The 23,837-nt window shown below is 71.1% G+C and carries 21 protein-coding genes and 3 tRNA genes; 9 read left to right on the forward strand and 15 right to left on the reverse strand.

The genetic code is table 11. The features are described 5' to 3' along the window. Nucleotides 1-16: 16 nt before the first annotated feature. The gene (recG, locus tag OVA21_RS08075) at nt 17-2,272 is read right to left on the reverse strand and encodes an ATP-dependent DNA helicase RecG (protein ID WP_268092207.1); all 2,256 of its coding nucleotides are present in this window, start codon (nt 2,270-2,272) and stop codon (nt 17-19) included. Next, on the reverse strand, nt 2,269-3,987 hold the full coding sequence (locus OVA21_RS08080) for a DAK2 domain-containing protein (RefSeq protein WP_268092208.1): 1,719 nt from the start codon (nt 3,985-3,987) through the stop codon (nt 2,269-2,271). Before OVA21_RS08080 ends, recG begins: the two co-directional genes overlap by 4 nt. Nucleotides 3,988-4,114: 127 nt before the next feature. Between OVA21_RS08080 and OVA21_RS08085 the strand changes: the two genes are divergently transcribed. Next, nucleotides 4,115-4,909: an enoyl-CoA hydratase/isomerase family protein gene (locus OVA21_RS08085; protein WP_067717547.1), complete on the forward strand. Its 795-nt coding sequence runs from the start codon at nt 4,115-4,117 to the stop codon at nt 4,907-4,909. Nucleotides 4,910-4,944: 35 nt separating this feature from the next. Here the strand turns inward: OVA21_RS08085 and OVA21_RS08090 are convergent, their stop codons facing one another. From OVA21_RS08090 to thiL, 3 genes are read right to left on the reverse strand one after another with little or no spacing between them, the layout of a single operon-like run. After that, a complete protein-coding gene (locus OVA21_RS08090; RefSeq protein ID WP_119192430.1) occupies nt 4,945-5,655 on the reverse strand; it encodes a uracil-DNA glycosylase in 711 nt (236 codons plus the stop codon). A gap of 3 nt (nt 5,656-5,658) precedes the next feature. Next, entirely contained in the window at nt 5,659-6,180 is a 522-nt protein-coding gene (locus OVA21_RS08095; protein ID WP_268092210.1) for a gamma carbonic anhydrase family protein, read from the reverse strand. Nucleotides 6,181-6,190: 10 nt separating this feature from the next. Beyond that, nucleotides 6,191-7,168 (reverse strand): thiamine-phosphate kinase, encoded by a 978-nt coding sequence (gene thiL, locus OVA21_RS08100; protein WP_253001909.1) that lies wholly within the window; start codon nt 7,166-7,168, stop codon nt 6,191-6,193. 124 nt (nt 7,169-7,292) lie between these two features. On the opposite strand from thiL, the gene OVA21_RS08105 reads away from it, so the two are divergent. After that, nucleotides 7,293-7,913 carry a DUF3515 domain-containing protein gene (locus OVA21_RS08105; RefSeq protein WP_259820601.1) on the forward strand — a complete coding sequence of 207 codons (621 nt, stop codon included), beginning with the start codon at nt 7,293-7,295 and terminating at the stop codon, nt 7,911-7,913. 30 nt (nt 7,914-7,943) lie between these two features. Here the strand turns inward: OVA21_RS08105 and OVA21_RS08110 are convergent, their stop codons facing one another. Both OVA21_RS08110 and OVA21_RS08115 read right to left on the reverse strand, forming a co-directional pair. Then, nucleotides 7,944-9,050: a D-alanine--D-alanine ligase family protein gene (locus tag OVA21_RS08110; RefSeq protein ID WP_268092211.1), complete on the reverse strand. Its 1,107-nt coding sequence runs from the start codon at nt 9,048-9,050 to the stop codon at nt 7,944-7,946. 10 nt (nt 9,051-9,060) lie between these two features. Next, nucleotides 9,061-10,059, reverse strand: a complete 999-nt coding sequence (locus OVA21_RS08115) for an NAD(P)H-dependent glycerol-3-phosphate dehydrogenase (protein ID WP_069388469.1) — start codon at nt 10,057-10,059, stop codon at nt 9,061-9,063. A 111-nt stretch (nt 10,060-10,170) separates the two neighbouring features. Between OVA21_RS08115 and cofC the strand changes: the two genes are divergently transcribed. The 3 genes from cofC to OVA21_RS08130 are packed head-to-tail and all read left to right on the forward strand — an operon-like array spanning nt 10,171 to nt 13,885. Further along, nucleotides 10,171-10,890 (forward strand): 2-phospho-L-lactate guanylyltransferase, encoded by a 720-nt coding sequence (gene cofC / locus OVA21_RS08120; protein ID WP_067717535.1) that lies wholly within the window; start codon nt 10,171-10,173, stop codon nt 10,888-10,890. After that, nucleotides 10,887-12,983, forward strand: coding sequence for an RNA degradosome polyphosphate kinase (locus tag OVA21_RS08125; protein ID WP_096905297.1), 2,097 nt, complete (start codon nt 10,887-10,889; stop codon nt 12,981-12,983). The genes cofC and OVA21_RS08125 overlap by 4 nt, the downstream gene beginning before the upstream one ends. Continuing rightward, nucleotides 12,980-13,885 (forward strand): NUDIX hydrolase, encoded by a 906-nt coding sequence (locus OVA21_RS08130; protein ID WP_268092212.1) that lies wholly within the window; start codon nt 12,980-12,982, stop codon nt 13,883-13,885. Before OVA21_RS08125 ends, OVA21_RS08130 begins: the two co-directional genes overlap by 4 nt. A gap of 22 nt (nt 13,886-13,907) precedes the next feature. Here OVA21_RS08130 and OVA21_RS08135 read toward each other — a convergent pair whose 3' ends face one another. From OVA21_RS08135 to leuC, 3 genes are all read right to left on the reverse strand, one after another. Continuing rightward, entirely contained in the window at nt 13,908-14,288 is a 381-nt protein-coding gene (locus OVA21_RS08135; RefSeq protein ID WP_067717527.1) for an HU family DNA-binding protein, read from the reverse strand. A gap of 134 nt (nt 14,289-14,422) precedes the next feature. Next, the gene (gene leuD, locus OVA21_RS08140; protein WP_096905295.1) at nt 14,423-15,019 is read right to left on the reverse strand and encodes a 3-isopropylmalate dehydratase small subunit; all 597 of its coding nucleotides are present in this window, start codon (nt 15,017-15,019) and stop codon (nt 14,423-14,425) included. 6 nt (nt 15,020-15,025) lie between these two features. Then, nucleotides 15,026-16,492 carry a 3-isopropylmalate dehydratase large subunit gene (gene leuC, locus OVA21_RS08145; protein ID WP_067717515.1) on the reverse strand — a complete coding sequence of 489 codons (1,467 nt, stop codon included), beginning with the start codon at nt 16,490-16,492 and terminating at the stop codon, nt 15,026-15,028. Nucleotides 16,493-16,560: 68 nt separating this feature from the next. Here leuC and OVA21_RS08150 point away from each other — a divergent pair, with 68 nt between their 5' ends. Then, nucleotides 16,561-17,262, forward strand: coding sequence for an IclR family transcriptional regulator (locus OVA21_RS08150; RefSeq protein ID WP_067717512.1), 702 nt, complete (start codon nt 16,561-16,563; stop codon nt 17,260-17,262). Between the two features lie 26 nt (nt 17,263-17,288). Here the strand turns inward: OVA21_RS08150 and OVA21_RS08155 are convergent, their stop codons facing one another. Beyond that, complete coding sequence (locus OVA21_RS08155) at nt 17,289-18,146, reverse strand: ABC transporter substrate-binding protein (protein ID WP_096905294.1); 858 nt, start codon at nt 18,144-18,146, stop codon at nt 17,289-17,291. Between the two features lie 76 nt (nt 18,147-18,222). Continuing rightward, nucleotides 18,223-18,295 (reverse strand) — tRNA-Glu (locus OVA21_RS08160). Between the two features lie 112 nt (nt 18,296-18,407). On the opposite strand from OVA21_RS08160, the gene OVA21_RS08165 reads away from it, so the two are divergent. The 3 genes from OVA21_RS08165 (at nt 18,408) to OVA21_RS08175 (ending at nt 21,817) form a co-directional block, all read left to right on the forward strand. After that, nucleotides 18,408-19,145 carry a TetR family transcriptional regulator gene (locus OVA21_RS08165; protein ID WP_119192424.1) on the forward strand — a complete coding sequence of 246 codons (738 nt, stop codon included), beginning with the start codon at nt 18,408-18,410 and terminating at the stop codon, nt 19,143-19,145. Continuing rightward, nucleotides 19,142-20,746: an MDR family MFS transporter gene (locus OVA21_RS08170; RefSeq protein WP_268092213.1), complete on the forward strand. Its 1,605-nt coding sequence runs from the start codon at nt 19,142-19,144 to the stop codon at nt 20,744-20,746. The genes OVA21_RS08165 and OVA21_RS08170 overlap by 4 nt, the downstream gene beginning before the upstream one ends. Nucleotides 20,747-20,866: 120 nt before the next feature. Next, nucleotides 20,867-21,817, forward strand: coding sequence for an acyl-CoA thioesterase (locus OVA21_RS08175; protein WP_069390252.1), 951 nt, complete (start codon nt 20,867-20,869; stop codon nt 21,815-21,817). Between the two features lie 111 nt (nt 21,818-21,928). On the opposite strand, the gene OVA21_RS08180 is transcribed toward OVA21_RS08175, so the two are convergent. The 3 genes from OVA21_RS08180 to gltX form a co-directional block, all read right to left on the reverse strand. After that, nucleotides 21,929-22,001, reverse strand: a tRNA-Glu gene (locus OVA21_RS08180). Between the two features lie 53 nt (nt 22,002-22,054). Then, a tRNA-Gln gene (locus OVA21_RS08185) sits at nt 22,055-22,126 on the reverse strand. Nucleotides 22,127-22,232: 106 nt separating this feature from the next. Beyond that, nucleotides 22,233-23,717 carry a glutamate--tRNA ligase gene (gene gltX, locus OVA21_RS08190; RefSeq protein WP_268092215.1) on the reverse strand — a complete coding sequence of 495 codons (1,485 nt, stop codon included), beginning with the start codon at nt 23,715-23,717 and terminating at the stop codon, nt 22,233-22,235. Nucleotides 23,718-23,837: the final 120 nt, after the last annotated feature.

Below are 23,837 nucleotides of genomic sequence, written 5' to 3' on the forward strand. Positions count from 1 at the left end.
TCCCTGTGGTCGTGGGTCAGTATCTGAACAGGTAGTCGGATTCCTCGGAGCCGGCCAGGCGGCGGACCCGCTCCGCGAGCGCCGGATGAGCGTGCAGCCCCGGGTCGGTCTCCAGGATCTGTTCGGCGTGGCGTCGGGCGATCTCGATCACCTCACCGTCGTCGACCACCGACAGCAGCCGCAACGCCGAAAGGGCACCGGACTGTGCGTCCCCGAGGACGTCGCCCTCGCGACGCTGCACCAGGTCCAGCTGCGCGAGCACGAAGCCGTCCGTCGTGGCCGCCACCGCGTCGAGCCGCTCCATCGAGCGGCCCCCGGTGCGGGAGTTGGTCACCAGCAGGCACAGGCCGGGCAGTCCGCCCCGGCCTACGCGGCCACGCAGCTGGTGCAGCTGGCTCACGCCGAAGCGCTCGGCATCCATGACCACCATGACGGTGGCCTGGGGAACGTCCACGCCGACCTCGATCACGGTCGTGGAGACGAGGACGTCGAGTGCGCCGGTCGCGAACGCCGCCATGGTGGCGTCCTTCTCCTCCGGCGGGAGTCGGCCGTGCATGAGTCCGATCCTCAGTCCCGCCAGGGGCCCGGTGGAGAGGTGCTCGTGCAGGTCCACGGCAGCGGCCAACGGCGGTCGGTCGCTGCCGTTGTCGTCGTCGCCCTTCTCGGGGTCGTCGGCGTCGATCCTGGCGCACACGACGTACGCACGGTGGCCGGCCTCCACCTCCTCGCGGACCCGCTCCCAGGTCCGCTCGAGCCAGCGCGGCTTCTCCCTCGCCGGGACGACGGAGGTGGAGATGGGGCGACGCCCACCGGGGAGCTCCTGGAGTTCGGAGACCTCCAGGTCCCCGAACACGGTCATGGCGATGGTCCGCGGGATCGGGGTCGCGGTCATCACCAACAGGTGGGGAACCAGTCCCTCGCGCCCCTTGGCGCGCAGTCGGTCGCGTTGTCGAACGCCGAAGCGGTGCTGTTCGTCGACCACCACCAGTCCCAGGTCGAAGAAGTCCACCGAGTCCTGGATCAACGCGTGGGTCCCCACGATGATCCCGGCCTCCCCGGTGACGATGTCGAGCAGGGCCGCGCGCCGCTGGGCCGTGGACATCGACCCGGTGAGCAGCACCACGCGGGTGGCCTGCTCGGCCGCTCCCAACCTGCCGCGCTCACCGAGATCGCCGAGCATCGCCGTCAGTGAACGGTGGTGCTGGACCGCCAGGACCTCGGTGGGGGCCAGCATCACGCACTGCCGCCCGGCGTCGACCACCTGGAGCATCGCCAACAACGCCACCACGGTCTTGCCCGAGCCGACCTCGCCCTGCAGGAGCCGGTTCATGGGCTCGTCACGGGTCAGGTCCGCCGAGATCTCCTCCAGTACCGACGCCTGTCCGCCGGTGAGCTCGAACGGCATCCGGGCCTCCATGGCCGCGCGGAGCCCGTCCCCGCGCACCGGGCTGGCCGGCGCCGGGTCCCGCGCGACGAACCGGCGCCTGGCGCCGAGCAGCAACTGCAGCGCGAGTGCCTCGTCGAAGCGCAGCCGGTACCCGGCCCGATCCTTGTCCCGGGAGTTCTCGGGCAGGTGGGCCTTACGCAGTGCCTCGTCGAGGTCCATGAGGCCCGCAACCGACCGGACCGTGTCGTCGAGCGGGTCGACCACCGGCACCAACGCCCGCAGGGTGGTGACCACCGCGCCGAGCAGGTCCCAGGAGGTGACCCCCTCCTTGGCGGCGTACACGGGCAACAGTGGCCGGTCGAACAGGCTCGGTCCGCCCTCGGCGTCGATCTCCGCGGCCAGGCGTGCCAGCGCCGCGAGGTCGCCGGACCCCTTGAGCTGGCCGCCCGGGCCGGTCACCGGACGCAGGACGAGGAACTCGGGATGCTTGAGGTCCAGTGACCGGCGGAAGCGGGAGACGGTGCCGTCGAACATCGCCAGCGTCCCCACCGGGAGCATGAACTTGATCTTGCGCCCGGCGAAGAACACGACCCGGAACGTGGTGTCGCCGTCCTCCACCGTCAGCGTGAGCATCTCCCGCGTCTGCCGCTGCTTGGTCTGGTACGTGCGGGTCTGCGCGGTGGTGACCTTGCCGATCACCGTGACCCGCTCGCCGTCGACCAGTTCCCGCTTGTCGTAGCGCTGTCCGTGCTGACGGTAGCGGCGCGGCAGGGTGTGCAACAGGTCGCCGACGCTGCGGTGCCCGAACGCCGCGGTGATGCGCTCCGCCAGCCCGGGGTCGAGGACCTCGGCGAGCGGGGTGTCCGTGGTGGCCAGAGAGGTCATTCGACCCCGACGTGGGCCACGGCCCGCCCGGGGCCGGCGGCGTATCCGACCACCTCGATGTCGGGGTGGCGGGACCGCACGCGGGACAGCGCCGACTCGGTCGCCGCCTCGTCGTAGGCGTCACTGAACAGCACGGTGACGAGTTCGCCTCCGGAGGACAGCACCCGGTCGACGAGCGCACACACCGCGTCGACCGCGTCGGACTCGATCAGTGCGACGTCGTGCCCAACCACGCCGAGCAGGTCGCCGGCCGTGCACCGACCCACCAGGGTCAGCGCGTCCTGCTCAGCCCGGATCAGGTGGGCGTGCCGGGTCCCGGCCGCGGCGTCGGCCATGGAGAACCCGTCCAGCGACAGGGTGGTCGTGGGGTCGTGCACCGCCAGGGCGGCCAGGCCCTGGACCACGGATCCGGTCGGCAGGATCAGTGCGTGACCCTCGCCGTCGCGCAGCGCGGCATCGATGGCGCCGATCTGGTCGCGGGACAGTTCGCCGTTGGGTAGGACGAGGAGCTCGTCGGCGTCGACGGCGAGCACTGCGTCGATCACGCCCTCCCCGTCGTCCCCGGGGTCGACGGTCTCCGCCCCGGCCTCGGAGAACAGGTCGGCCAGAGGCCCCTCCGGCACGATGGCGACGACCTTGCGCAGCCCGGGGTCGCCGGTTCGCTGGTCCGAACCGTGCGGGTCCCCGGCGTCGTGGGCCCGGTGCTGCCCGGGTCGATCGCCCGCGGGGTCGAGCATGTCGGTCACCCGGATCTCGGTGACCCGCCCGAGCGACAGGGCCGCCTCGATCGCGGCGCCGATGTCGTCGGTGTGGACGTGCACCGCCCACCTGGCGTTGGCTCCGGAGCCACCGTCGCCGACGACACCCACGCTGTCTCCCACCATCCGGAGTGCGGTCCGCAGCTCGTCGGCGCGCGCGTCGTCGGAGTGGGTGAGGGAGTACATCACCTCGTAGCGGGTCCCGGCGTCCTCGTGCGGTTCGTCCGTATCGTGCCCGGGCGTTGACGACGCCTCTGCGCCGTCCTTCGGGATGAAGTAGTCCGGCCGTTCGGGGGTCTGACCCGCCAGGATCTCGACCATGGCGTCCAGCAGGACGAGCAGCCCACGCCCGCCGGCGTCGACGACGCCGGCCCTGCTCAGCGCGGGCAGTTGTGACGTGGTCCTGTCGAGCGCCTCGGCGCCGGCGTCGGCGGCCACGCGGGCCACCTCGACCAACGAGGAGGCGGAGGACCGTCCGGCCGCGGTCGCGGCCTCCCGCAGAACCGTGACGATGGTCCCCTCGACCGGCTCGCTCAACGCGTGGTCCACGAGGGTCACCGCGGTCCGCAGTGCGCGCCGGTAGGTGGAGGCGTCGACCACGGTGAAGGTCGCCGCCTCGCCGACCGCCCGCAACACCTGCGATAAAATCACGCCGGAGTTCCCCCGCGCACCGTGCACGGCCCCGTGGCCCAGCGCGACGGCGATCTCGCGGGCGCCGGCGGTGCCCCCGCCCTCGGAGATCCACGCGTCCTCGCCCTCGGCCCGGTCCACGGCCGCCCGCATGGTGTAGAGCAGGTTCGTTCCGGTGTCGGCGTCGGGGACCGGGAAGACGTTGAGGGCGTTGATCTCCTCGCGGCGGGCGGCGAGCTGCTCGACGCACCGCCGGGCCCACGTGAGCAGCCCGTGCGCGTCGAGGGTCGACGGACGTTCCTCGACACGTGTCGACTCCTGCGTCATCACCCCTCCTCACCGCGCGCCCACCCCTGCGGCCATCTTCCCTGTCGGCCCGGCCAAGCCTAGTACCCTCTGCACTCGACAGCCGTCCGACTAGCCGAGACGGCCGACACGCCCCGGGAGCACCACGATGACCGCAGACCTCACCGCCACCCCCCTCGTCACTCTCACCGACGGGGTACTCACGCTCCCGGTCTCGCTGGAGGGCAAGGGCAACTCACTCGATTCCGACGCGGTCGACCAGGCGGCCATCGCCCTCCGTGCGCTCCTCGACGGCGAGATCGACGCCGGGTCGGTCCTGCTGGTGGGCCTGGGCAAGAATTTCTGCAACGGCGGCAACGTCCCGGGCTTCGCCGCGGCCGAGGACCGTTCGGAGCACGTGCGGGAGCTCGCGGACCGGCTGCACGGGGTCGTCCGGATGCTCGACGAGGTGACCGTGCCCGTGGTCGCCGCGGTCGCGGGGTGGGCGGCCGGCGCCGGCGCCTCGCTGGCCATGGCCGCGGACTTCTCGGTCGGCGGGCCCGACACCCGACTGCTCGCGGCCTACCCGGGCATCGGGCTGTCGCCGGACGGAGGGATGTCGTGGCGCCTGCCGCGCGCGGTCGGTCAGCCCGCGGCGCGGGCGTTCATCCTCGGCAACGAGCCGATGGACGGTGAGCGCGCCTTCCAGTTGGGCGTGCTCACGACCTTCGTCGACGGCGACGTCCGGGAGGCCGCCCGGTCTCTGGCTGTGCGTCTCGCGGCCGGACCGCGCGAATCCCACGCCGCCGCGAAGGCGCTCCTGCGTGCCTCCGAGAACGCCACGCTGTCGGATCAACTCGACGCCGAGCGCGAGTCGATCGCCCGCCTCGCCGTCTCGCCGGACGGCATCGAGGGCGTGGATGCGTTCGTCGCCAAACGCCGTCCGGAGTTCGGACGGGGCTGAGCCGGGAACGCCACGTCGTGGACCGGCCGGGTCCGCTACATCTGTAGCGGATCCGTTGGCAGTCGCCAGTCCATCGGCTCGGCACCGAGTCGCCTCAGTTCCTCGTCGGCGCGGCTGAACGGCCGTGAGCCGAAGAACCCGCGCGACGCCGAGAGCGGCGAGGGGTGCGCGGAGGCGATCACGGGGGTGTCCCCCAGCATCGGCGCCAGCGACTGCGCATGGCGCCCCCACAGGATCGCCACCATCGGGCGATCCCGCTCGACCAGGGCCTCGATCGCCCGCCCGGTGACCTCCTCCCACCCCTTGCGGCGGTGGGAGGCGGGCTCCCCGGGCGCGACGGTGAGCACCCTGTTGAGCAACAGGACCCCTGCCCGGCTCCAGGCCCCGAGGTCGCCGTGGCCGGGGGCCGCCAGTCCCAGGTCGTCGGTGTACTCGCGATAGATGTTGACCAGGCTTCGCGGGAGCGGACGCACGTCGCCATTCACCGCGAAGCTCAGTCCGACCGCGTGGCCGGGCGTCGGGTACGGGTCCTGCCCCACGATCAGCACGCGCACGTCGTCGAACGGCTGGGTGAACGCGCGCAGCACCCGGTCGGCGGCGGGGAGGTATCCCCGGCCCGCCGCGTTCTCTGCGCGGAGGAAATCACCCATCCGGTGGATCCGTTCCTCGACCGGCGCGAGCGCGCGTGCCCAGCCGGGGTCGAGGAGGTCGGACAACGGTGCGGGCGGGGTGTGTCGGTCGTCCACCGGTCAGTCGAGCCGACGCAGGTCGGCGCGGTAGCGCATGGCGTTGTCGTGGTACATCTGTGTGTTGCCCTCGAGCATCGCGGGGTCCACCTTGACGCCCTCGCGGATCTTCGCCGGCGTCCCCATCGCCATGCGTCGGGCGGGGAGGTCGAACCGGGGCGGGACCAGGCAGCCGGCGGCCACGACCGCCCCGTCCCCGATCACGGAACCGTTGAGCACGATCGAGCCCGACGAGATGAGGACGCCGTTCCCGATGGTGGCCCCCTCGATGTGCGCGTTGTGGCCCACCACGCAATGTTCACCGATGATCGTCGGTTCGGTGGCCGTGCAGTGGACGATCGTGCCGTCCTGGATATTGCTCATCGCGCCGATCTCGATGCGCCCGTAGTCGCCGCGCAGGACGGCGGTGGGCCACACCGAGGCGCCGGCGCCGAGTGTCACCCGGCCGATGACCACCGCATCGGGGTGCACCCAGGCGTCGGGTGCGATGTCGGGTTCGAGGTCTCCCAGTGCGTAGACAGCCATGCGGATCACCCTAGTTCGCGCCGCGGGCGGAGTCCCAGCCTCCCGGCGTGCGGGGCTCACCGTCGAGGGTGACCAGGCCGGGTTCTCCCGACCGGACGGTGCCGATCGCCGTGAACCCGGGCGGGATCACCGCCCCGGGTGGGAACGTCCCGAGCAGTCCGTGGTCCTCGCCACCGTCGAGGACCCAGTCCAGCACCTGACGCCCGGGGTCCGCGACGCCCAGTGTTCCCGCGGCCTCGGCCAGGACCGGGTCGACGGGCAGCGCGTCGGTGACGAGGTCGGCCGCGACGCCCGATGCCCGCGCGAGCCCCGACAGGTCGCGCAGCAGCCCGTCGCTGACGTCGGTGAGAGCCCGCGCGCCTGCGAGCCGGGCGGCGGTGCCGGAGCCGATCGGCGGTACGGGTACCCGGTGCGACCGCTGGAGCGGGCCGTCGGCGTGCCCGGCCAGGAGCAGCGCCAGCCCGGCGGCCGAGCGTCCGGGCGCGCCGGTGAGCGCGACCGTGTCGCCGGGCTCCGCCCCGTCGATCCGCAGGGGGCGGGCGCCGTCCGGGAGGGTGCCGATCGCCGTCACGCCGACGACGACGAGGTCCGCTCTGGTGAGATCCCCGCCGACCACGACGGCGCCGGATCGCGCGGCCTCCCCGTGAACACCCTCCGCAAGGTCCGCGATCTGCCCCATCGTCGTCGCGGCCGGTACGGCGAGGGCGACCAGGACACGTGTGCACTCGGCCCCCATCGCCAGGACGTCGGAGACGTTCTGCGCCACCGCGCGCCTGCCCACGTCGCCCCAGCCGGTGAGGTCGAGACGGAAGTGGGTGCCCTCGACGAGCATGTCGGTGGTGACCACGGTGGCGGCGGCGGGTCCCAGGACCGCGGCGTCGTCGCCGTTGCCGACCGGGTCGTCCACGGCGTGCCCGGCCGCGCCGCTCAGGACGGCGAGCACCGCGGCCTCGCCCGCCTCGGCGACGGTGAGGGCGCGGTCGGACACGGCGGCCACCTCTGCTTCCCGTGGTGTCTCGTCGCCGGGCACACCGGCGGGGGTCTGTAGCGTTGCCGTCAGGTTAGCGGCCGCCTGAGTCGGCGGCCGATCGTGGGAGGAAGGACGACACGACGTGGCTTCGACGGATTCGGACCCGGCCGGGCGGTATGACGCCGGCCCGCGGGACACCGGTACCCCGGGTGCGCGGGCGGTCCCCGTGTCGACCATCGTGGTGGTCCTCGCGGTGGTCGTCCCGCTGGTCATGCTCGCCGTCGTGTTGGTGCTGTTCCGCTCGGTGGGTGAGGAGGCCACGGAGGCGGCCGCGAGCGAGCCGGTGGCCGCGGTGCCCATCCCCTCGCCCGGAGCCGGGTCTGACGAGTGCGCCGCATTGATCGAGTCGCTCCCGGAGTCCCTCGGGGAGGCCGGCCGCGTCGCTCTGGCCGAACCGGCGCCGGAGGGGACGGCGGCATACCGGATGCCCGATGCCGAACCGGTGATCGTCCGCTGCGGACTGCCGGCTCCGCCGACCTTCACGGTGGGGGTGGGCCTGCAGGAGGTCAACGGCGTCCAGTGGTTCAACGAGCCCGATCCGGACCCGGCGGTCACCGCGTCGACCTGGGTCGCCGTCGACCGTCCGCAGTTCGTCGCGGTGACACTGCCCGACGGCAGTGGAACCGGCCCGATCCAGGACCTGTCCGACGCGCTCACCGCGAGCCTCGAGGCCGTCGAGCCGGACCCCGCACCGATCGGTTGACCCGGCCGACGGGGCCGGGGTGCGGCCGTCTCAGCCGCGGGCGAGTGCGGTCCGCACCAGGGTGTCGAGCAGGGTCGGGTAGTCGACGCCCGTCGCCGCCCACATCTGCGGGTACATGGAGATCGGGGTGAACCCGGGAATGGTGTTGACCTCGTTGATCACCGGCCCGTCGGCGGTGACGAAGAAGTCCACCCGACTCAGCCCCCGGGCTTCCAACGCGTGGAACGCCTCCACCGCCAGTGCGCGCAGTCGCCCGGTCTCCTCGTCCGACAGATCGGCGGGCAGGTCGAAGGTGGTCACGTCGTCGAGGTACTTGGTGTCGAAATCGTAAAAGGCGTCACCCTCGGTCCCACCCTCCCCGCCGGTGGGCTCGCCGGGGATGTGCAGTTCGGCGGGCAGACTCGCCTCCACCCGGCCATCGGGGTACTCGAGGACCCCGCACTCGACCTCGCGTCCGACTATCGCGGCCTCGACGATCACCTTCGGGTCGAAGCGTCGCGCCTCGGTGATCGCCGCATCGAGTTCCTCCGCCCGCGACACCTTGGTGATGCCGATGGACGAGCCGCCGCGGGCCGGCTTGACGAACAAGGGAAGCCCCAAGCGGTCGAGGTCCGGCGCCGGGAGCGTCGCGGTGCCCGGCCGGAGCACGACCTGCTGACCGATCGGCAGGCCCGCTGCGCCGAGGACGACCTTGGTGAACTCCTTGTCCATGCCGGCGGCACTGGCGAACACGCCCGGGCCGACATAGGGGATGCCCGAGAGTTCGAGCAACCCCTGGACGGTCCCGTCCTCCGCGTGGGTGCCGTGCATGACGGGGAAGACGACGTCCACCCGAGCGAGTTCCTCCCCGGCCCGGTCACCGCCCGAGAACCGCAGCACCCCGCGGTCGTCGGTGGACAGCCCCAGTGCGACCCCGGGGCGGTGCGGGTCGACGACCGGCATGCTGCGATCGACGATCCGCAGGTCGGACACGTCCTCCGGGCCGAGCGTCCACGTCCCGGATTCGGTGATCCCGACGGGGATGACCTCATAGATCGCGGGGTCGAGGTGCGACATGACGGCGCCGGCGGAGACGCAGCTCACTGAGTGCTCCGAGCTGCGACCGCCGTAGAGGACGGCAACGGTGATGCGATTCACCGGGCCGAGGCTACTCGGGCTTGGTGCTCCGCCTCATGAGGCGCACCGCCACCTCGACGGCGTCGCCCCCCTCGTGACAGATCTCGTGGATCGCCTCCGTCAACGGCATCTCCACCCCGACCCTACGGGACAGCTCGCGGATCGACGTGCACGACTTGACCCCCTCGGCGACCTGACCGTTGGTGGCCTGCTGGGCCTGTTCCAGGGTCTCTCCCCTGCCCAGACGCTCGCCGAAGGTCCGGTTGCGGGACAGGGGCGAGGTGCAGGTCGCCACGAGGTCCCCGAGGCCCGCCAGCCCCGCGAAGGTCATCTGGTTGGCGCCCAGCGCCACGCCGAGCCTGGTGGTCTCGGCCAGCCCTCGGGTGACGAGGGTGGCCATGGTGTTGTCGCCCAGCCCCATCCCGGTGGCGATGCCGCACACGAGGGCGATGACGTTCTTGGTGGCGCCACCGATCTCGCAGCCCACGACGTCGGTGTTGGTGTACGGGCGGAAGTAGGGCGTGGAGAAGGCGTCCTGGAGCCGGGCCGCGCGCTCGTCGTCCGTGCAGGCGATCACGGTCGCCGCGGGCTGCCCCTCCGCGATCTCCCTCGCGAGGTTGGGGCCGGACAGCGCGGCGATCCGGCGATCGTCGAGCCCGGTGACCTCCGCGACGACCTCGCTGATGCGCATCAGGGTCCCTGTCTCGATGCCCTTGGCCAGCGAGATCACCCCGGCCTCCGGCTCGAGGTGGTCGACCCAGTGCTCGAGGTTGCCCCGCAGACTCTGGGACGGGACCGCCAGCACGACCTCCTCGGCGCCGGCCAGGACCCGCGCCGGGTCGGTCGACGCGGTGACCGTCGCCGGCAGCACGATGCCGGGGAGGTATTTGGAGTTGCAGTGCGCGTCGTTGATCCCGGCTGCCACCTCGTCCCGACGGGCCCACATCACGACCTCGGATCCGGCGTCGGCGAGAACCTTGCCGACCGCAGTCCCCCAGGACCCCGCACCCATCACCGCGATCCGCGCCATCATCGCCTCCCGACCGTCGACCTGCTCCCGACCGCCACCCTCAGGCGGATCGTGGTCAAACGCTACCCGGCGGAGGACGCTCGTGAGGCCCGGCTGGCAGGATGGCGGGCGATGAGCACAGCGGGGCACGGCGGGTCGACGGCTGACGGGTGGACGATCGTCGTCCCCGTCAAGGCGCTCGAGCGCGCCAAGAGCCGGTTGGTGCCCGCACTCACCGCGGACGGCAGGAGGGCTCTCGTGGTGGCGATGGCCGTGGACGTCCTGGCCGCCTGCCGGGAGACCCCGGGAGTCGCCCGCGTTCGCGTCGTCTCCGCCGACCCCCGTGTGGAGGAACTGGCCTCGGGGGCGGGGGCGGAGTTCGTCGACGAACCCGCCCGTACGGACCCCCGCCACGGTGACCCCCTCAATTTCGCCCTGGACAACGCACTCGCCGACGTCCCGGGTCCGGTCGGAGTGGTCGCGGCGGATCTCCCGGAACTGCGACCCGAGCACCTCGCGCGGATCCTGGATATCGCCGGCCGGCACCCGCACGCCACGGTCACGGACCACCGCGGAGCCGGGACCACGATGGCGTTCTGGACGGGCGCGCCCGCTCCCCGTGTCTGCCGGTTCGGTGTCGATTCGGCCGCCCGGTACCGCGACGAGGGCGGCGCGGTACAGATCGCGGCGGTGGGCGATCTGGCCGCCGCCGCCCGGGATGTCGACGTCCCGGAGGATCTCGCGAGGTTGCCGGGGCGGTCCGTCGGTCCCGCCACCGCCGGGGCCCTCCGTGACCCCTCCGTCCGCCTCCTCGCCCACGCGACCGGGGTATCGGCCACAATGGTCCCGTGACCGCCGAACCGACCGCCCTCCAGGGATTGCCCCGGCCCCGCGACCGCTACCTCAACCGCGAACTGAGCTGGCTCGACTTCAACGCCCGGGTCCTCGCACTCGCCGGGGAGAAGGACCTCCCGCTGCTGGAGAGAGCCAAGTTCCTCGCGATCTTCGCCTCGAACCTCGACGAGTTCTACATGGTCCGCGTGGCCGGTCTCCAGCGCCGCGACAAGACGGGACTGTCCGTACGCTCCGCGGACGGCCAGACCCCCGCCGAACAGCTGGGCCGCATCAGCCGACGGACGCGGGAACTGTGCGACGAACAGACCCGCTTGTTCGAGGACGAGATCCGCCCGGCGCTGGAGGAGCACGGGATCCGGATCCTGCCCTGGGCCGACCTCACGGCCGAGGAACGTTTCACCCTCGCGGAGCTGTTCCGTAACTCGATCTTCCCCGTCCTCACGCCCCTCGCTGTGGATCCCGCCCACCCGTTCCCGTACATCTCCGGGCTGAGCCTGAACCTCGCGGTGATCATCCGCGACCTGGACTCGGGCCAGGAGCACTTCGCCCGGGTGAAGATCCCGCACAACGTCCCGCGCTTCGTCCGGGTCGACCGCGGCGGCCCGGACGAGTACGCGTTCGTCCCCGCCGAGGACATCATCGCCGCGCACCTCCAGGATCTGTTCCAGGGCATGGAGGTCGTCGAGCACCACGTGTTCCGGGTGACCCGCAACGCGGACATGGAGGTCGAGGAGGACCGCGACGAGGACCTGCTGCAGGCACTCGAGCGCGAACTCGCCCGCCGGCGCTTCGGATCGGCCGTGCGGCTGGAGATCGCGGAGGACACCACCCCGCGGATGCTCCGCATCCTGCAGCGTGAGCTCGACGTGGACTCGGCCGACGTCATCCGGTTCTCGGGCCTGCTGGACCTCACGGGGCTCTGGCAGATCCACGGGCTGGACCTGCCGGATCTCAAGGACCCGCCCATGGTGCCGGCCACTCCCCCGGCGTTCGGTGAGAGGGAGACGGCCCGCAACATCTTCGCCTCCCTCCAGGAGGGCGACGTCCTCGTCGAGCACCCCTACGAGTCGTTCGCCACCACGGTCCAGCGGTTCATCGAGCAGGCCGCTGCCGACGACGACGTCCTGGCGATCAAGCAGACCCTGTACCGGACCTCCGGCGACTCCCCCATCGTCAACGCGCTGGTCGATGCCGCCGCGGCCGGCAAACAGGTCGTCGCGCTGGTGGAGATCAAGGCCCGTTTCGACGAGCAGAACAACATCCGGTGGGCCCGCGAACTCGAGCAGGCCGGAGTCCACGTCGTGTACGGCCTCCTGGGCCTGAAGACCCACTGCAAGACCTGCCTCGTGGTGCGCAAGGAGGGCGACCGGCTCCAGCGCTACGCACACATCGGTACCGGCAACTACAACCCCAAGACGGCGCGCCTGTACGAGGACGTCGGCCTGTTCACCGCCGACGAGGACGTCGTGTCGGACCTGACGGATCTGTTCAACCACCTGACCGGGTTCTCCAACGTGAGCAAGTACCGCCGCCTCCTCGTGGCGCCGGAGGGCATCCGGTCGGGGATCGTCGAGCGGATCGACCGCGAGATCGAGCTGGCCGCCGAGGGACGCGAGGCCGGTATCCGGCTCAAGGCGAACGCCCTGGTCGACGAGCAGGTCATCGATGCCCTGTACCGCGCATCCCAGGCCGGGGTTCCGGTCGACATCGTGGTCCGTGGCATCTGTTCCCTCCGGGCGGGCGTCCCCGGCCTGAGCGAGAACATCCACGTCCGCTCGATTCTCGGGCGCTTCCTCGAGCACTCCCGGATCCTGCACTTCCGGGGCGCCGACGAGGCCCTCATCGGCAGTGCGGACATGATGCACCGCAATCTGGACCGCCGCGTAGAGGTGATGGTCACCGTCACCGATCCCCGGCTCAAGGCCCAGATCCACCGCATCTTCGACTCGGCCCTCGATCCGGCCACGCGCAGCTTCCATCTCCGGCACGACGCCAGCTGGGCCCGTATGCCCGCCCCGGAGGACTGGGCCGAGTCGGTCGACCATCAGGAGCGGTCGGCCTCACTGCACGCGGGATTCCGGGACCGATGAGCAAGAAGGCCACGGTCCGGGTGGTGCCGGCGGCGGGTGCGGTCCTGTACCTCACGGACGGCGACTCGCGCCTGTGTGCGGTGGTCCACCGCCCGCGCTACGACGACTGGTCCCTGCCCAAGGGCAAGGTCGACGCGGGCGAATCGTTGCCGGTCACCGCTGTCCGGGAGATCGCCGAGGAGACGGGATTCACCGCCGTCCTGCAGTCCCGCATCGGCACCACCGGCTACCCCCTCAAGGAGAACACCCGCAAGGAGGTCACGTACTGGTCGGCGATGGCCCGCGAGGGGACCTTCGAGCCGAACTCGGAGGTCGACGAGATCCGGTGGCTCCCGGTGGAGCAGGCCAAGGATCTGGTCTCCTACCCGTTGGACCGTAAGATCCTCACCCGCTTCTGCGCGGCCCCGCCCGAGGGAAAGACCCTGCTCGTCGTCCGGCACGCCAAGGCCGGCAGCAGGAGCCAGTGGAGCGGGAACGACGACCTGCGTCCCCTCGACAAGTCCGGACGGGCGCAGGCCGAGATGCTCGTGCCGATGCTCCGGGCGTTCGGCGTGACCCGGTTGTACAGCGCGCCCAGGGTCCGGTGCGAACAGACACTCGCGCCACTGGCGGACGAGCTCGGGGTGGGGATCGCGATCGAACCGGCGCTGAGCGACGAGGCGTACCTCGACGACCCGGCAGCCGCCGTGGCCCGGCTGGCCGCCATCGCCCCGGGCGACGGCGTCGCCGTGGTGTCCTCGCAGGGAACCGCCATCCCCGGGATGATCCGGGACCTGGCGCGCTCGACCGACATCGACGTCGGCGAGGCCGCCACCAAGAAGGCCGGCGTGTGGGCCCTGGGGTTCGACGGCACGCGGCCGACCTACGCCGACTACTACCCCAGCCCGCTACCGCTGTTCTGAGCTGCGGTAGCGGGCCGGTCGGTCAGCTGACCTTCTCGCGGTGGTTCACACCATTCTTGCGCAGGCCCCCGAACGACTGGTGGGAGCTGGAGCGCTTCGCGGCGAGCCGGTCCTCGGGGAGCGACTCGGTGCCCTGGATGACGGACTTGAAGTACTGGCCCGGCCGGAACACCGGTGAGTGGGTCGGCGGTACCGGGATCGACTCGCCGGTATGGGGGTTACGGGCGACCCGGGCCGCACGGGACTTCTTCTCGAAGATGCCGAAACCCATGATGGTGATGGATTCCCCGGACGCGACGGTCCGGACGATGATGTCGAGAGTGTTCTCCAGGGCCTCGGTGGCGAGTTGGTGATCTCCGCCCATCCGGTCCGCCAGTTCGGCGATCAGGTCGGCTTTGTTCACGTGGGGATCCCCCTTCGGGTGAGGTATGCGGGCGCGGTACCTGTCCGCGCCGAACTAGACATAAGCATACTCACATGGTTTCGCCACACGGGGGTGTTTCGGAGGTTGCTCCGAAACGACTTCTTATCCCACGATCAGCGCGGGGTCGTGACCGGCTTGAACGCGGGCCGCCGACTCTCGAACTCCTCGATCCGGTGGGCTTCGCGCAGCGTGAGGCCGATGTCGTCGAGCCCCTCCATGAGACGCCACCGGGTGTTGTCGTCGATGTCGAACGGTACCGTGACGTCACCGGCCGTGACGGTGCGCGACCCCAGGTCGACGGTCAGCTCGATACCCGGTCGCTCGTCCATGACCTTCCACAGGAGTTCGACGTTCTCCTGCTCGACCTGGGCGGCCACGAGACCGGACTTCCCCGAGTTACCGCGGAAGATGTCGGCGAACCGCGAGGAGATGACCACACGGAACCCGAAATCCATCAGGGCCCACACTGCGTGCTCGCGCGAGGACCCGGTTCCGAAGTCCGGTCCGGCGACCAGGACGGAGGCGCGGTCGTAGGGCGCCCGGTTGAGGACGAAGTCGGGCTCGCCTCCCCGCCAGGAGGAGAAGAGTCCGTCCTCGAAGCCGGTGCGCGTGACGCGCTTGAGGTACTCGGCCGGGATGATCTGGTCGGTGTCCACGTTGGAGCGGCGCAGCGGGGCGCCGATGCCGGTGTGGGTGGTGATCGGCTCCATGAGGTGTCAGGCCCCCTTCGCGGGCTCGAGGTCGACGGGTGAGGCGAAGTGTCCGAGCACCGCGGTGGCCGCGGCGACCGACGGACTGACCAGATGGGTGCGGGCCCCCTTGCCCTGGCGGCCCTCGAAATTGCGGTTCGATGTGGACGCGCACCGCTGGCCCGGCAGCAACGAGTCCGGGTTCATGCCCAGGCACATCGAACAGCCGGGTTGGCGCCATTCGGCGCCGAAGGCGGTGAAGACCTTGTCCAGCCCCTCCGCCTCGGCCTGTTCGCGCACGCGCATGGAGCCGGGCACGATGAGCATCCGGACCCCGTCGGCCACCGTGTGACCGTCGACGACCTCGGCGACGGCGCGCAGGTCCTCGATGCGACCGTTGGTGCACGAGCCGACGAACACGACGTCGACGGGCACGTCCCGCATCGGGGTGCCGGCCTCGAGGTCCATGTACTCCAGTGCGCTCTCGGCGGCGATGCGCGCGCTCTCGTCCGTGAACGACTCGGGGTCGGGGACGGCCGCACCCAGGGGCACGCCCTGGCCGGGGTTGGTGCCCCACGTGACGAAGGGGGTGAGGGCGGCACCGTCGATGACGACCTCGGTGTCGAACACCGCGTCCTCGTCGGTCCGGAGCCCGTCCCAGTACCGCACGGCCTCGTCCCACTCGTCACCCGCGGGCGCGTGCGGGCGACCGCGCAGGTAGTCGTAGGTGATCTGGTCCGGGGCGACCATGCCGGCCCTGGCACCGGCCTCGATGCTCATGTTGCAGATGGTCATCCGCGCCTCCATCGACAGCTTCTCGATGGCCTCGCCGCGGTACTCGATGATGTAGCCCTGCCCGCCGCCGGTGCCGATCTGGGCGATGACGGCCAGGATGAGGTCCTTGGCGGTGACGCCGGGCTGCAGCTCGCCGGTGACGGTGACGGCCATGGTCTTGAACGGGCGCAGGGCCAGCGTCTGGGTGGCCATGACGTGCTCGACCTCGGAGGTGCCGATGCCCATCGCGATGGAACCGAACGCCCCGTGCGTCGAGGTGTGCGAGTCACCGCATACCACGGTCATGCCCGGCTGGGTCAGGCCGAGTTGCGGACCCACGACGTGGACGATCCCCTGCTCGAGGTCGCCCATCGGGTACAGCCGGACACCGAACTCCTCGCAGTTGGAACGCAGCGTCTCGATCTGGATCCGCGAGGTCTGGTCGGCGATGAGGTTGACCGCGCCGCCGACGATGTCGGTCGGGACGTTGTGGTCCTCGGTCGCCAGGGTCAGGTCCGGGCGGCGGAGCCGGCGTCCGGCCAGGCGGAGACCGTCGAAGGCCTGAGGGCTGGTGACCTCGTGGACGAGGTGGAGATCGATGAACAGCAGGTCGGGCCCCCGGGACCCGCCCTCGCCCTCGCCCTCGACCACCACGTGGTCGTCCCAGACCTTCTCGGCCAGGGTCCGCGGTCGCGTGCCGCCGGACACGGTCTCGTTCATCACGCCTCCACTCCACGTCCTGATGGGATCCGATGGATTCTCACCATGTAGGACGATATAGTCGAACTGTGAGACAGTATAGCGGGATCGGGGTCCTCGACAAAGCGATGACGGTGCTCCACGCCGTGGCCGAGCAACCGTGCGTCCTGGCCGACCTCTGCGAGCGGACGGGCCTGCCTCGCGCGACCGCCCACCGGCTCGCGGTGGGGCTCGAGATCCACCAACTCCTCTCCCGTGACGACGCCGGGGTGTGGAGCCTGGGGCCCGGTCTGGCCAAGCTCGCCGCGCACGTGTCGGACTCCCTGGCCGAGGCCGCGTCCTCCGTGCTGCCCCGCCTGCGCGAGGTGACCGAGGAGAGCGTGCAGGTGTACCGGCGCGACGGTGACCGCCGGATCTGTGTGGCCTCCGCGGAACCACCGACGGGACTGCGGGACACGGTGCCCGTCGGGGCGATCCTGCCCATGACACGGGGCTCGGGCGCGAAGGTGTTGGCGGCGTGGGCCGACCCCGCCACCCAGCGCACCCTGCTCGCCGACGCCACGTACACCGAGCGCCAGCTCGCCGACGTCCGGCGGCGCGGCTGGGCGCAGTCGGTCGCCGAGCGGGAGGCGGGCGTGGCCTCGATCTCCGCGCCGATCCGGGATGCCGCCGGCACGGTGGTCGCCGCGATCTCCGTGTCGGGCCCGGTCGACCGCATCGGTCGCCGCCCCGGCGTGAAGTGGGCGGCCGATCTGCTCGCCGCCGCCGATGCGATCCACAAACGGCTCTAGTCGACAGGGACGCCGCCGCGCCGGCCCTACGCGGGCCGCCGGCCGCGGGTGAGCCGCTCGAGCGCCCACGGCAGGCTGGCCACGCTTGGTTGGCGCGCCGCGGCCACGAGATCATCGTCACGCGGGTCCACCCGCACCACCTGCACGCCCGGCCGCCGGAGGTCCCGGTACGGAACGGGGTCGGGGCGCGAGTCCACGTCGAAGCCCAGCGCACGGATCTCGGCGCCGAGTGGCGACGTCGCCGCGAGGGTGGCGACGGGGGTGTCGGGCCGCGCGCCGGTGCCGATGACGACGACGAGGGCGTCCACCCCGAGGCGACGCTGCCCCTCCGACCACTCCTCGAGCGCCTTCTTGGCCGTCTCGGCTGCCGGGGTGGGATCGCGGTCGACGGCCCCGGCCACGAGATCGAGGTGGTCCCGCCACCCGGGTCTCCCCTGCGGGTCGACGATCACCGTGGCGAGCTGCTCGTACCCACGGAGCTCGGGCCCGGTGACGTCGGCCGCGACCAGGACGAACGCGTCCACCCCGAACGGCAGCAGCGACCGCAGGCTCGGCAGTCCGGGGCCGTCCCACTCCGGCGACGGCGGTGCCGGGTGGTCGCGCCACGGTCGCGGGCCCGTCCCGTCGACGGCCCACGCGGCGGTGGGCTCACGGTCGAGGGCGTGCAGGACGTCGAGGTCGGCCGAGGAGAGCGCGATGAGGCGGCGTGGCGGAGCGTCCGGTGTGGGGGTACGGATCGGACTGGGGGGAGTCAGCGGGTCGCTCGCCGTCGGAGCCGGTGTCGTCGTCGTCGTCGACCCCCCTCCCGGGCCGCACGCGGTGAGCCCCGCGAGGGTCAACCCGCCACCGACGGCCAGGCGGAGGAGGTCACGGCGAGAGATCACCCCGGTGATCCTGCCACGGCCACAAATGCGAGATGTCCCGGCTCGTCGTTGCCGACGAACCGGGACATCTCCCCTGTACCCCCGATGGGATTCGAACCCACGCTACCGCCGTGAGAGGGCGGCGTCCTAGGCCGCTAGACGACGGGGGCTTGGCGCTCGACCACTATATCCGGATGGTGGACGACGAACCAAATCGCGACATCACCCCGTGCACCGGGTGTAAAGATGCACTCGGTGAAGTAAGCGGCTATCGTGACCGGAATGTCCTCTCCCCCCGACCCCGACTCGCTGCGCGACCGGAAGCGTCGCGCGACCATGGTGTCCATCGAGAACGCGGCGACCTCCCTGGTGCTCGAGTACGGCTTCGACGCGGTGACGGTCGACCAGATCTGCGCGGCCGCCGAGATCTCCAAGCGGACGTTCTTCAACTACGTGCCCTCCAAGGAGGCCGCCGTCATCGGCGCCACGCCCGAGGACGTCTCCGAGGCCGACCGCGCCGCCTTCCTCGACCGCGGCGAGGAGGGCGTTCTCGACGCGCTACTCCGTCTCTACCTCGCCGCCTTCGCGGCGACCCGTACCGCCGACAGGGACCAGACCGCCACGCTGGCCCAGCGCCGCCGGGCCATCTTCCGCGCCGAGCCCGAGCTGGCGGCCGCGCGGATGACCGCCTCGTCGCGCTTCCAACTCCGCCTGACCGACCTGGTCATCGTGCACCTCGACCGGCACCCGTCGCTGCGTCGGCTGGCCGGGGTGGCGGTCGAGGCCGAGGCCCGGGCCTGCGTGGCCCTGGTCGCGGCATCGGCGAACCTCGGGCTCTCCGCGTGGCTCGCCCGCGACTCCGCCACCTTCGAGGACCTCGACGGTGACTGCGCCACCGCGCTGCGGCAACTCGCCCTGCTCGCGGGAGCACCCGACACCACCGCACCCGACACCACCGCACCCCCCGCCACGGCGCCCACCGCACCCTCCGCCTCACATCCCGCCGGGAGTCCCGCATGAGCGACACCGATATCCGCACTACCGCGCCCTCCCCCGGCGCCCATCCGGGAACCACGACCTCCGCGGCTCCGGCGCCGGTGACCCACAACGTGCCGCTGGTGTTCACCTCCCTGCTGCTCGGGATGCTCATCGTCTCCCTGGGCCAGATGATCTTCGCCACGGCACTGCCGACCATCGTGGCCGACCTCGGTGGGGTCGACCGGATGAGCTGGGTCATCACCGTCTACCTGCTCACCATGACGATCGGCCTGCCGGTCTACGGCAAACTCGGCGACCAGATCGGCCGCAAGCCGCTCTTCGTGACCGCGATCCTCCTGTTCTCCGCGGGCTCTCTTCTGGGGGCGGTCGCGTGGGACATCGACCTGCTCATCGTGGCCCGCGCGATCCAGGGCCTCGGTGGCGGTGGTCTCATGGTGCTCTCCCAGGCGATCGTCGCCGACGTCGTCCCCGCCCGGCAGCGCGGCCGGTACATGGGCGTGCTGGGCGCCGTCTTCGGACTGTCCTCCGTTCTGGGCCCCCTGCTCGGCGGGTTCTTCACCGAGGGCCCCGGCTGGCGCTGGGCCCTGTGGTTCAACCTCCCCGTGTGCCTGGTCGCCCTCGTCGTGGCCGTGGTCTGGCTCCGTCTGCCGAATCGTGGCGCGGGTCGACGAACCGACTGGCCCGGCACGGTCCTCATGGCCACCGGCACCACCGCTCTGATCCTCATCTCCTCCTGGGGCGGCAACCGGTACGACTGGACGGACCCGATGATCCTCGGCATGGGCGCCCTGTTCGTCGTGTGCGCGGTCGCGTTCGTCCTGGTGGAGTTGCGCTCGGAACACCCGCTGATCCCCATGACGCTGTTCGCCGAGCGGAACTTCTCGCTCTCGACCGGCGCCGGGCTCCTGGTCGGTGTCGCGATGTTCGGCTGCATGGCGTACCTGCCCACCTACATCCAGATGGTCCACGGGCTCGGCCCCACCGCCGCCGGACTGATGATGACGCCGATGATGGCCGGCATGATGGGCACGTCCATCATCGTGGGCAACATCGTCAGCCGGACCGGCCGATACAAGTGGTACCCGGTGGTCGGCACCGTGATCATGGCCGCGGGCCTGTGGCTCATCGGTTCGCTGGAGGCCGGAGACACCCTGGTGCACCTGGGCGTGGTGCTGTTCGTGTTCGGCTTCGGTCTCGGATTGTGCATGCAACTGCTCGTACTGATCGTGCAGAACACCTTCCCGATCACGATGGTCGGCACCGCCACCGCGTCCAACAACTTCTTCCGCCAGATCGGCGGCACCATGGGTTCGGCGATCGTGGGTTCGCTGTTCGTCAGCCGGCTCGCCGATCTCATGGGCGAGCGGGCCCCCGCCGCGGCCGCGGAACTCGGTCCCGAGGGCGCCGCGGTGGCCGAGACCTTCTCGAACGGTTCGGGTGCGGCCAACTCCATGAGCCCGGAGATCCTGGCCGCGTTGCCCGGGCCCCTGCACGACGCGATCGTCAGCTCCTACAACGACGCGTTGGTGCCGATCTACCACGTCGTGGTGCCGCTCATCCTGGTCGCCACGGTGCTGCTGCTGTTCGTGCGCGAGGACACCCTCAAAGAGACGGTGGACTGATTCTCCTCCCACGCCCCCGCGTCCCGGCTCACCGTCCGTCGGCGCGGGGGTGAGGAGTCCGTCACGGAATCCGTACGCGCGGCAACCGTCCCGTCACGCGCCGTCACTAGCGTGCGGAGCGTGACCACACCTCGTCAGACCGTCCTGCGGTTCCTCGCCGCGCCCACCGATGTCGGCACGGGCACGCAGGTGCACACCGGCCGCATCCTCGAGTGGATCGACAAGGCCGCCTACGCCCTGGCGGCGGGGTGGTCCGGCGGATACGCCGTCACCGCCTATGTCGGGAACATCCGCTTCTCCCGCCCGGTCGTCTCCGGCGAACTCATCGAGGTCTCGGCCCGACTCGTCCACACGGGTTCGACGTCGATGCACATCCAGTGCGACGTCCGGGCCTGCGATCCCGTGACGCTCGACTACCGGCACTGCGCCGAGTGCCTCGTGGTCTTCATCGCCGTCCGCGACGGCGCACCCACCCCCGTACCTCCCTGGACGCCCGCGTCCCGCCTGGAGGTCCACGAGTCCGACGAGGCTGTCATGCGCATCGGGCTGCGCAAGGACATCGAACGGGCGATGGCGGAGCAGACCTATTCCGCCGCGGGCACAGCGCCTCGTTCGACCCTGCGGTTCCTCGCGGCACCCGGGGACGTCAACTGGGGCGGCAACGCGCACGGCGGGCGCATCATGTCCTGGATCGACGACGCGGCGAACCTCTGCGCCACCCGGTGGTCGGGTACCCCCTGCACCTCGGTGTACGCCGGCGGTGTCCGGTTCTACCACCCGGTGAAGATCGGCCACGTCGTGGAGGTGGAGGCCCGTCTGCTGCACACGGGTCACGAGACCATGCACGTCTCGGTCCATGTGAGCTCCGGAGAGGCCACCTCTCCGGAGAGGACGCTCACCACCCACTGCCTGACCGTCTGTGCGGCACTCGGGCCGGACGGGAGACCCACCCCGGTGCCCCGGTGGGCCCCGGTGTCCGCCGAGGACCACGCACTGGACGAGCACGCCCGCCATCTCATCCGCCTCCGGGGGCGGGGCAGGGTTACCGGGCCGGTCCGGGCCCCGGCCTGAACGGCGACGCGAATGCGGGGGCCGACGGCCGACCGCGATCCCTGGAATCCGCCCCCGTCCCCCGCAACGAGGAAGGCGCCCGGAGCGTTGTGCTCCGGGCGCCTTCTGCTGTACCCCCGATGGGATTCGAACCCACGCTACCGCCGTGAGAGGGCGGCGTCCTAGGCCGCTAGACGACGGGGGCTAGGACACGGATCCGCGTGGGATCCGCTGTAGCGAGCGCTGCGACGCGCTCAGCTGGCCTACCAGGACTCGAACCTAGAACGACGGTACCAGAAACCGCTGTGTTGCCAATTACACCATAGGCCACTGCATTCACTTTTCCGCCCCTCGCGGGGCGCCTCGAAGAGACTATCAAACCACCGAGGGTGAATAGCAAATCGCCTGGTCAATCCGTCTGTTTCCGGACCCCGAGCTAGTCGGCGACGGGAGCGGACCGCAGCCGCGACAGTGTGGCCTCCCGACCGAGCAGCTCCAACGACTCGAACAGCGGCGGCGAGATGTGCGATCCCGTGACCGCCACGCGCACGGGGCCGTAGGCCTTTCGGGGCTTGATGCCCAGGTTCTCCACCAGCGCGCCGGACAGTGCGGCCTCGATGGCCGGGGTCGTCCACTCCTCGACTGCTTCCAGCGCCGCGATCGCCGCGTCCACGACCTCTCGGGATTCCGCCTTGAGGTTCTTGGCCGCAGACTGGGCGTCGACGGTGAACCCGGCCTCGTCCACGAGGAGGAACCGGATGAGCTTCCACGCATCCGACAGGACGACGATGCGGGTCTGGAGGAGATCTGCCACGATCGCCCACCGCTGGGCGTCGAAACTCTCCGGCAGGGTCACCCCGTCCTCGTCGGGGTGCACGACGAGGTACTCGCGAAGGCGGCGGGCGAACTCCTCGGCCGGCAGCTGCCGGATGTGCTCGGCGTTGATCGCGTCGGCCTTCTTCTGGTCGAAGCGGGCCGGGTTGGCGTTCACCTGGCGCACGTCGAACGCCTCGATCATCTCCTGCAGGGAGAACACGTCGCGGTCATCCGACAGCCCCCACCCGAGCAGGGCCAGGTAGTTGAGCAACCCCTCCGGCAACATCCCGCGGTCGCGGTGGAGGAACAGGTCCGACTCGGGGTCACGCTTGGACAGCTTCTTGTTGCCGTCGCCCATGACGAACGGCAGATGCCCGAACGCGGGGACGTCATCCGCCACCCCGATCCGCATCAGGGCACGGTAGAGGGCGATCTGTCGGGGGGTGGAGCTGAGCAGATCCTCGCCCCGGAGGACGTGGGTGATCTTCATCAGTGCGTCGTCGACCGGATTGACCAACGTGTAGAGCGGGATCCCGTTGGCCCGCGTGAGCGCGAAGTCCGGCACGGTGCCCGCCCTGAACACGGTCTCCCCGCGGACCAGGTCGTCCCAGGCGAGATCCTCGTCCGGCATCCGCAACCGGATCACCGCGCCGCGCCCCTCGTCACGGAACGCCTGCTTCTGGTCCTCCGTGAGGTCGCGATCGAACCCGTCGTACCCGAGTTTGGGGTCCCGCCCGGCGGCCCGGTGGCGGGCCTCGACCTCCTCGGGGGTGGAGAACGACTCGTACGCCTCCCCCGCCTCGACCAGCCTGCGCACCACGTCCAGGTGCAGATCGCGCCGCTCGGACTGGCGGTACGGCGCGTACGGGCCACCCACCTCGGGACCCTCGTCCCAGTCGAGGCCCAGCCACCGGAGGGCGTCGAGGAGCGACTGGTACGACTCCTCCGAATCCCGGGCGGCGTCGGTGTCCTCGATGCGGAAGACGAACGTGCCGCCCGTGTGCCGGGCGTGGGCCCAGTTGAACAGGGCCGTACGGACGAGACCCACATGGGGTGTGCCGGTGGGGGACGGGCAGAAGCGGACGCGGACGTTCGAGGCGGTCATGGAGCCCATCCTAGTGACGGTCCCGGCTCGCACCCCCGGCGAGGACCGGCCTAGGATCGGCGGGTACCCGTGGCCGCCGTCCGAGGAGGCGCGATCCACGCAGGAGTCCGAATCGAGGGA

The organism is Dietzia sp. SL131 (assembly GCF_026672565.1).
GTDB classification, from domain to species: domain Bacteria; phylum Actinomycetota; class Actinomycetes; order Mycobacteriales; family Mycobacteriaceae; genus Dietzia; species Dietzia kunjamensis.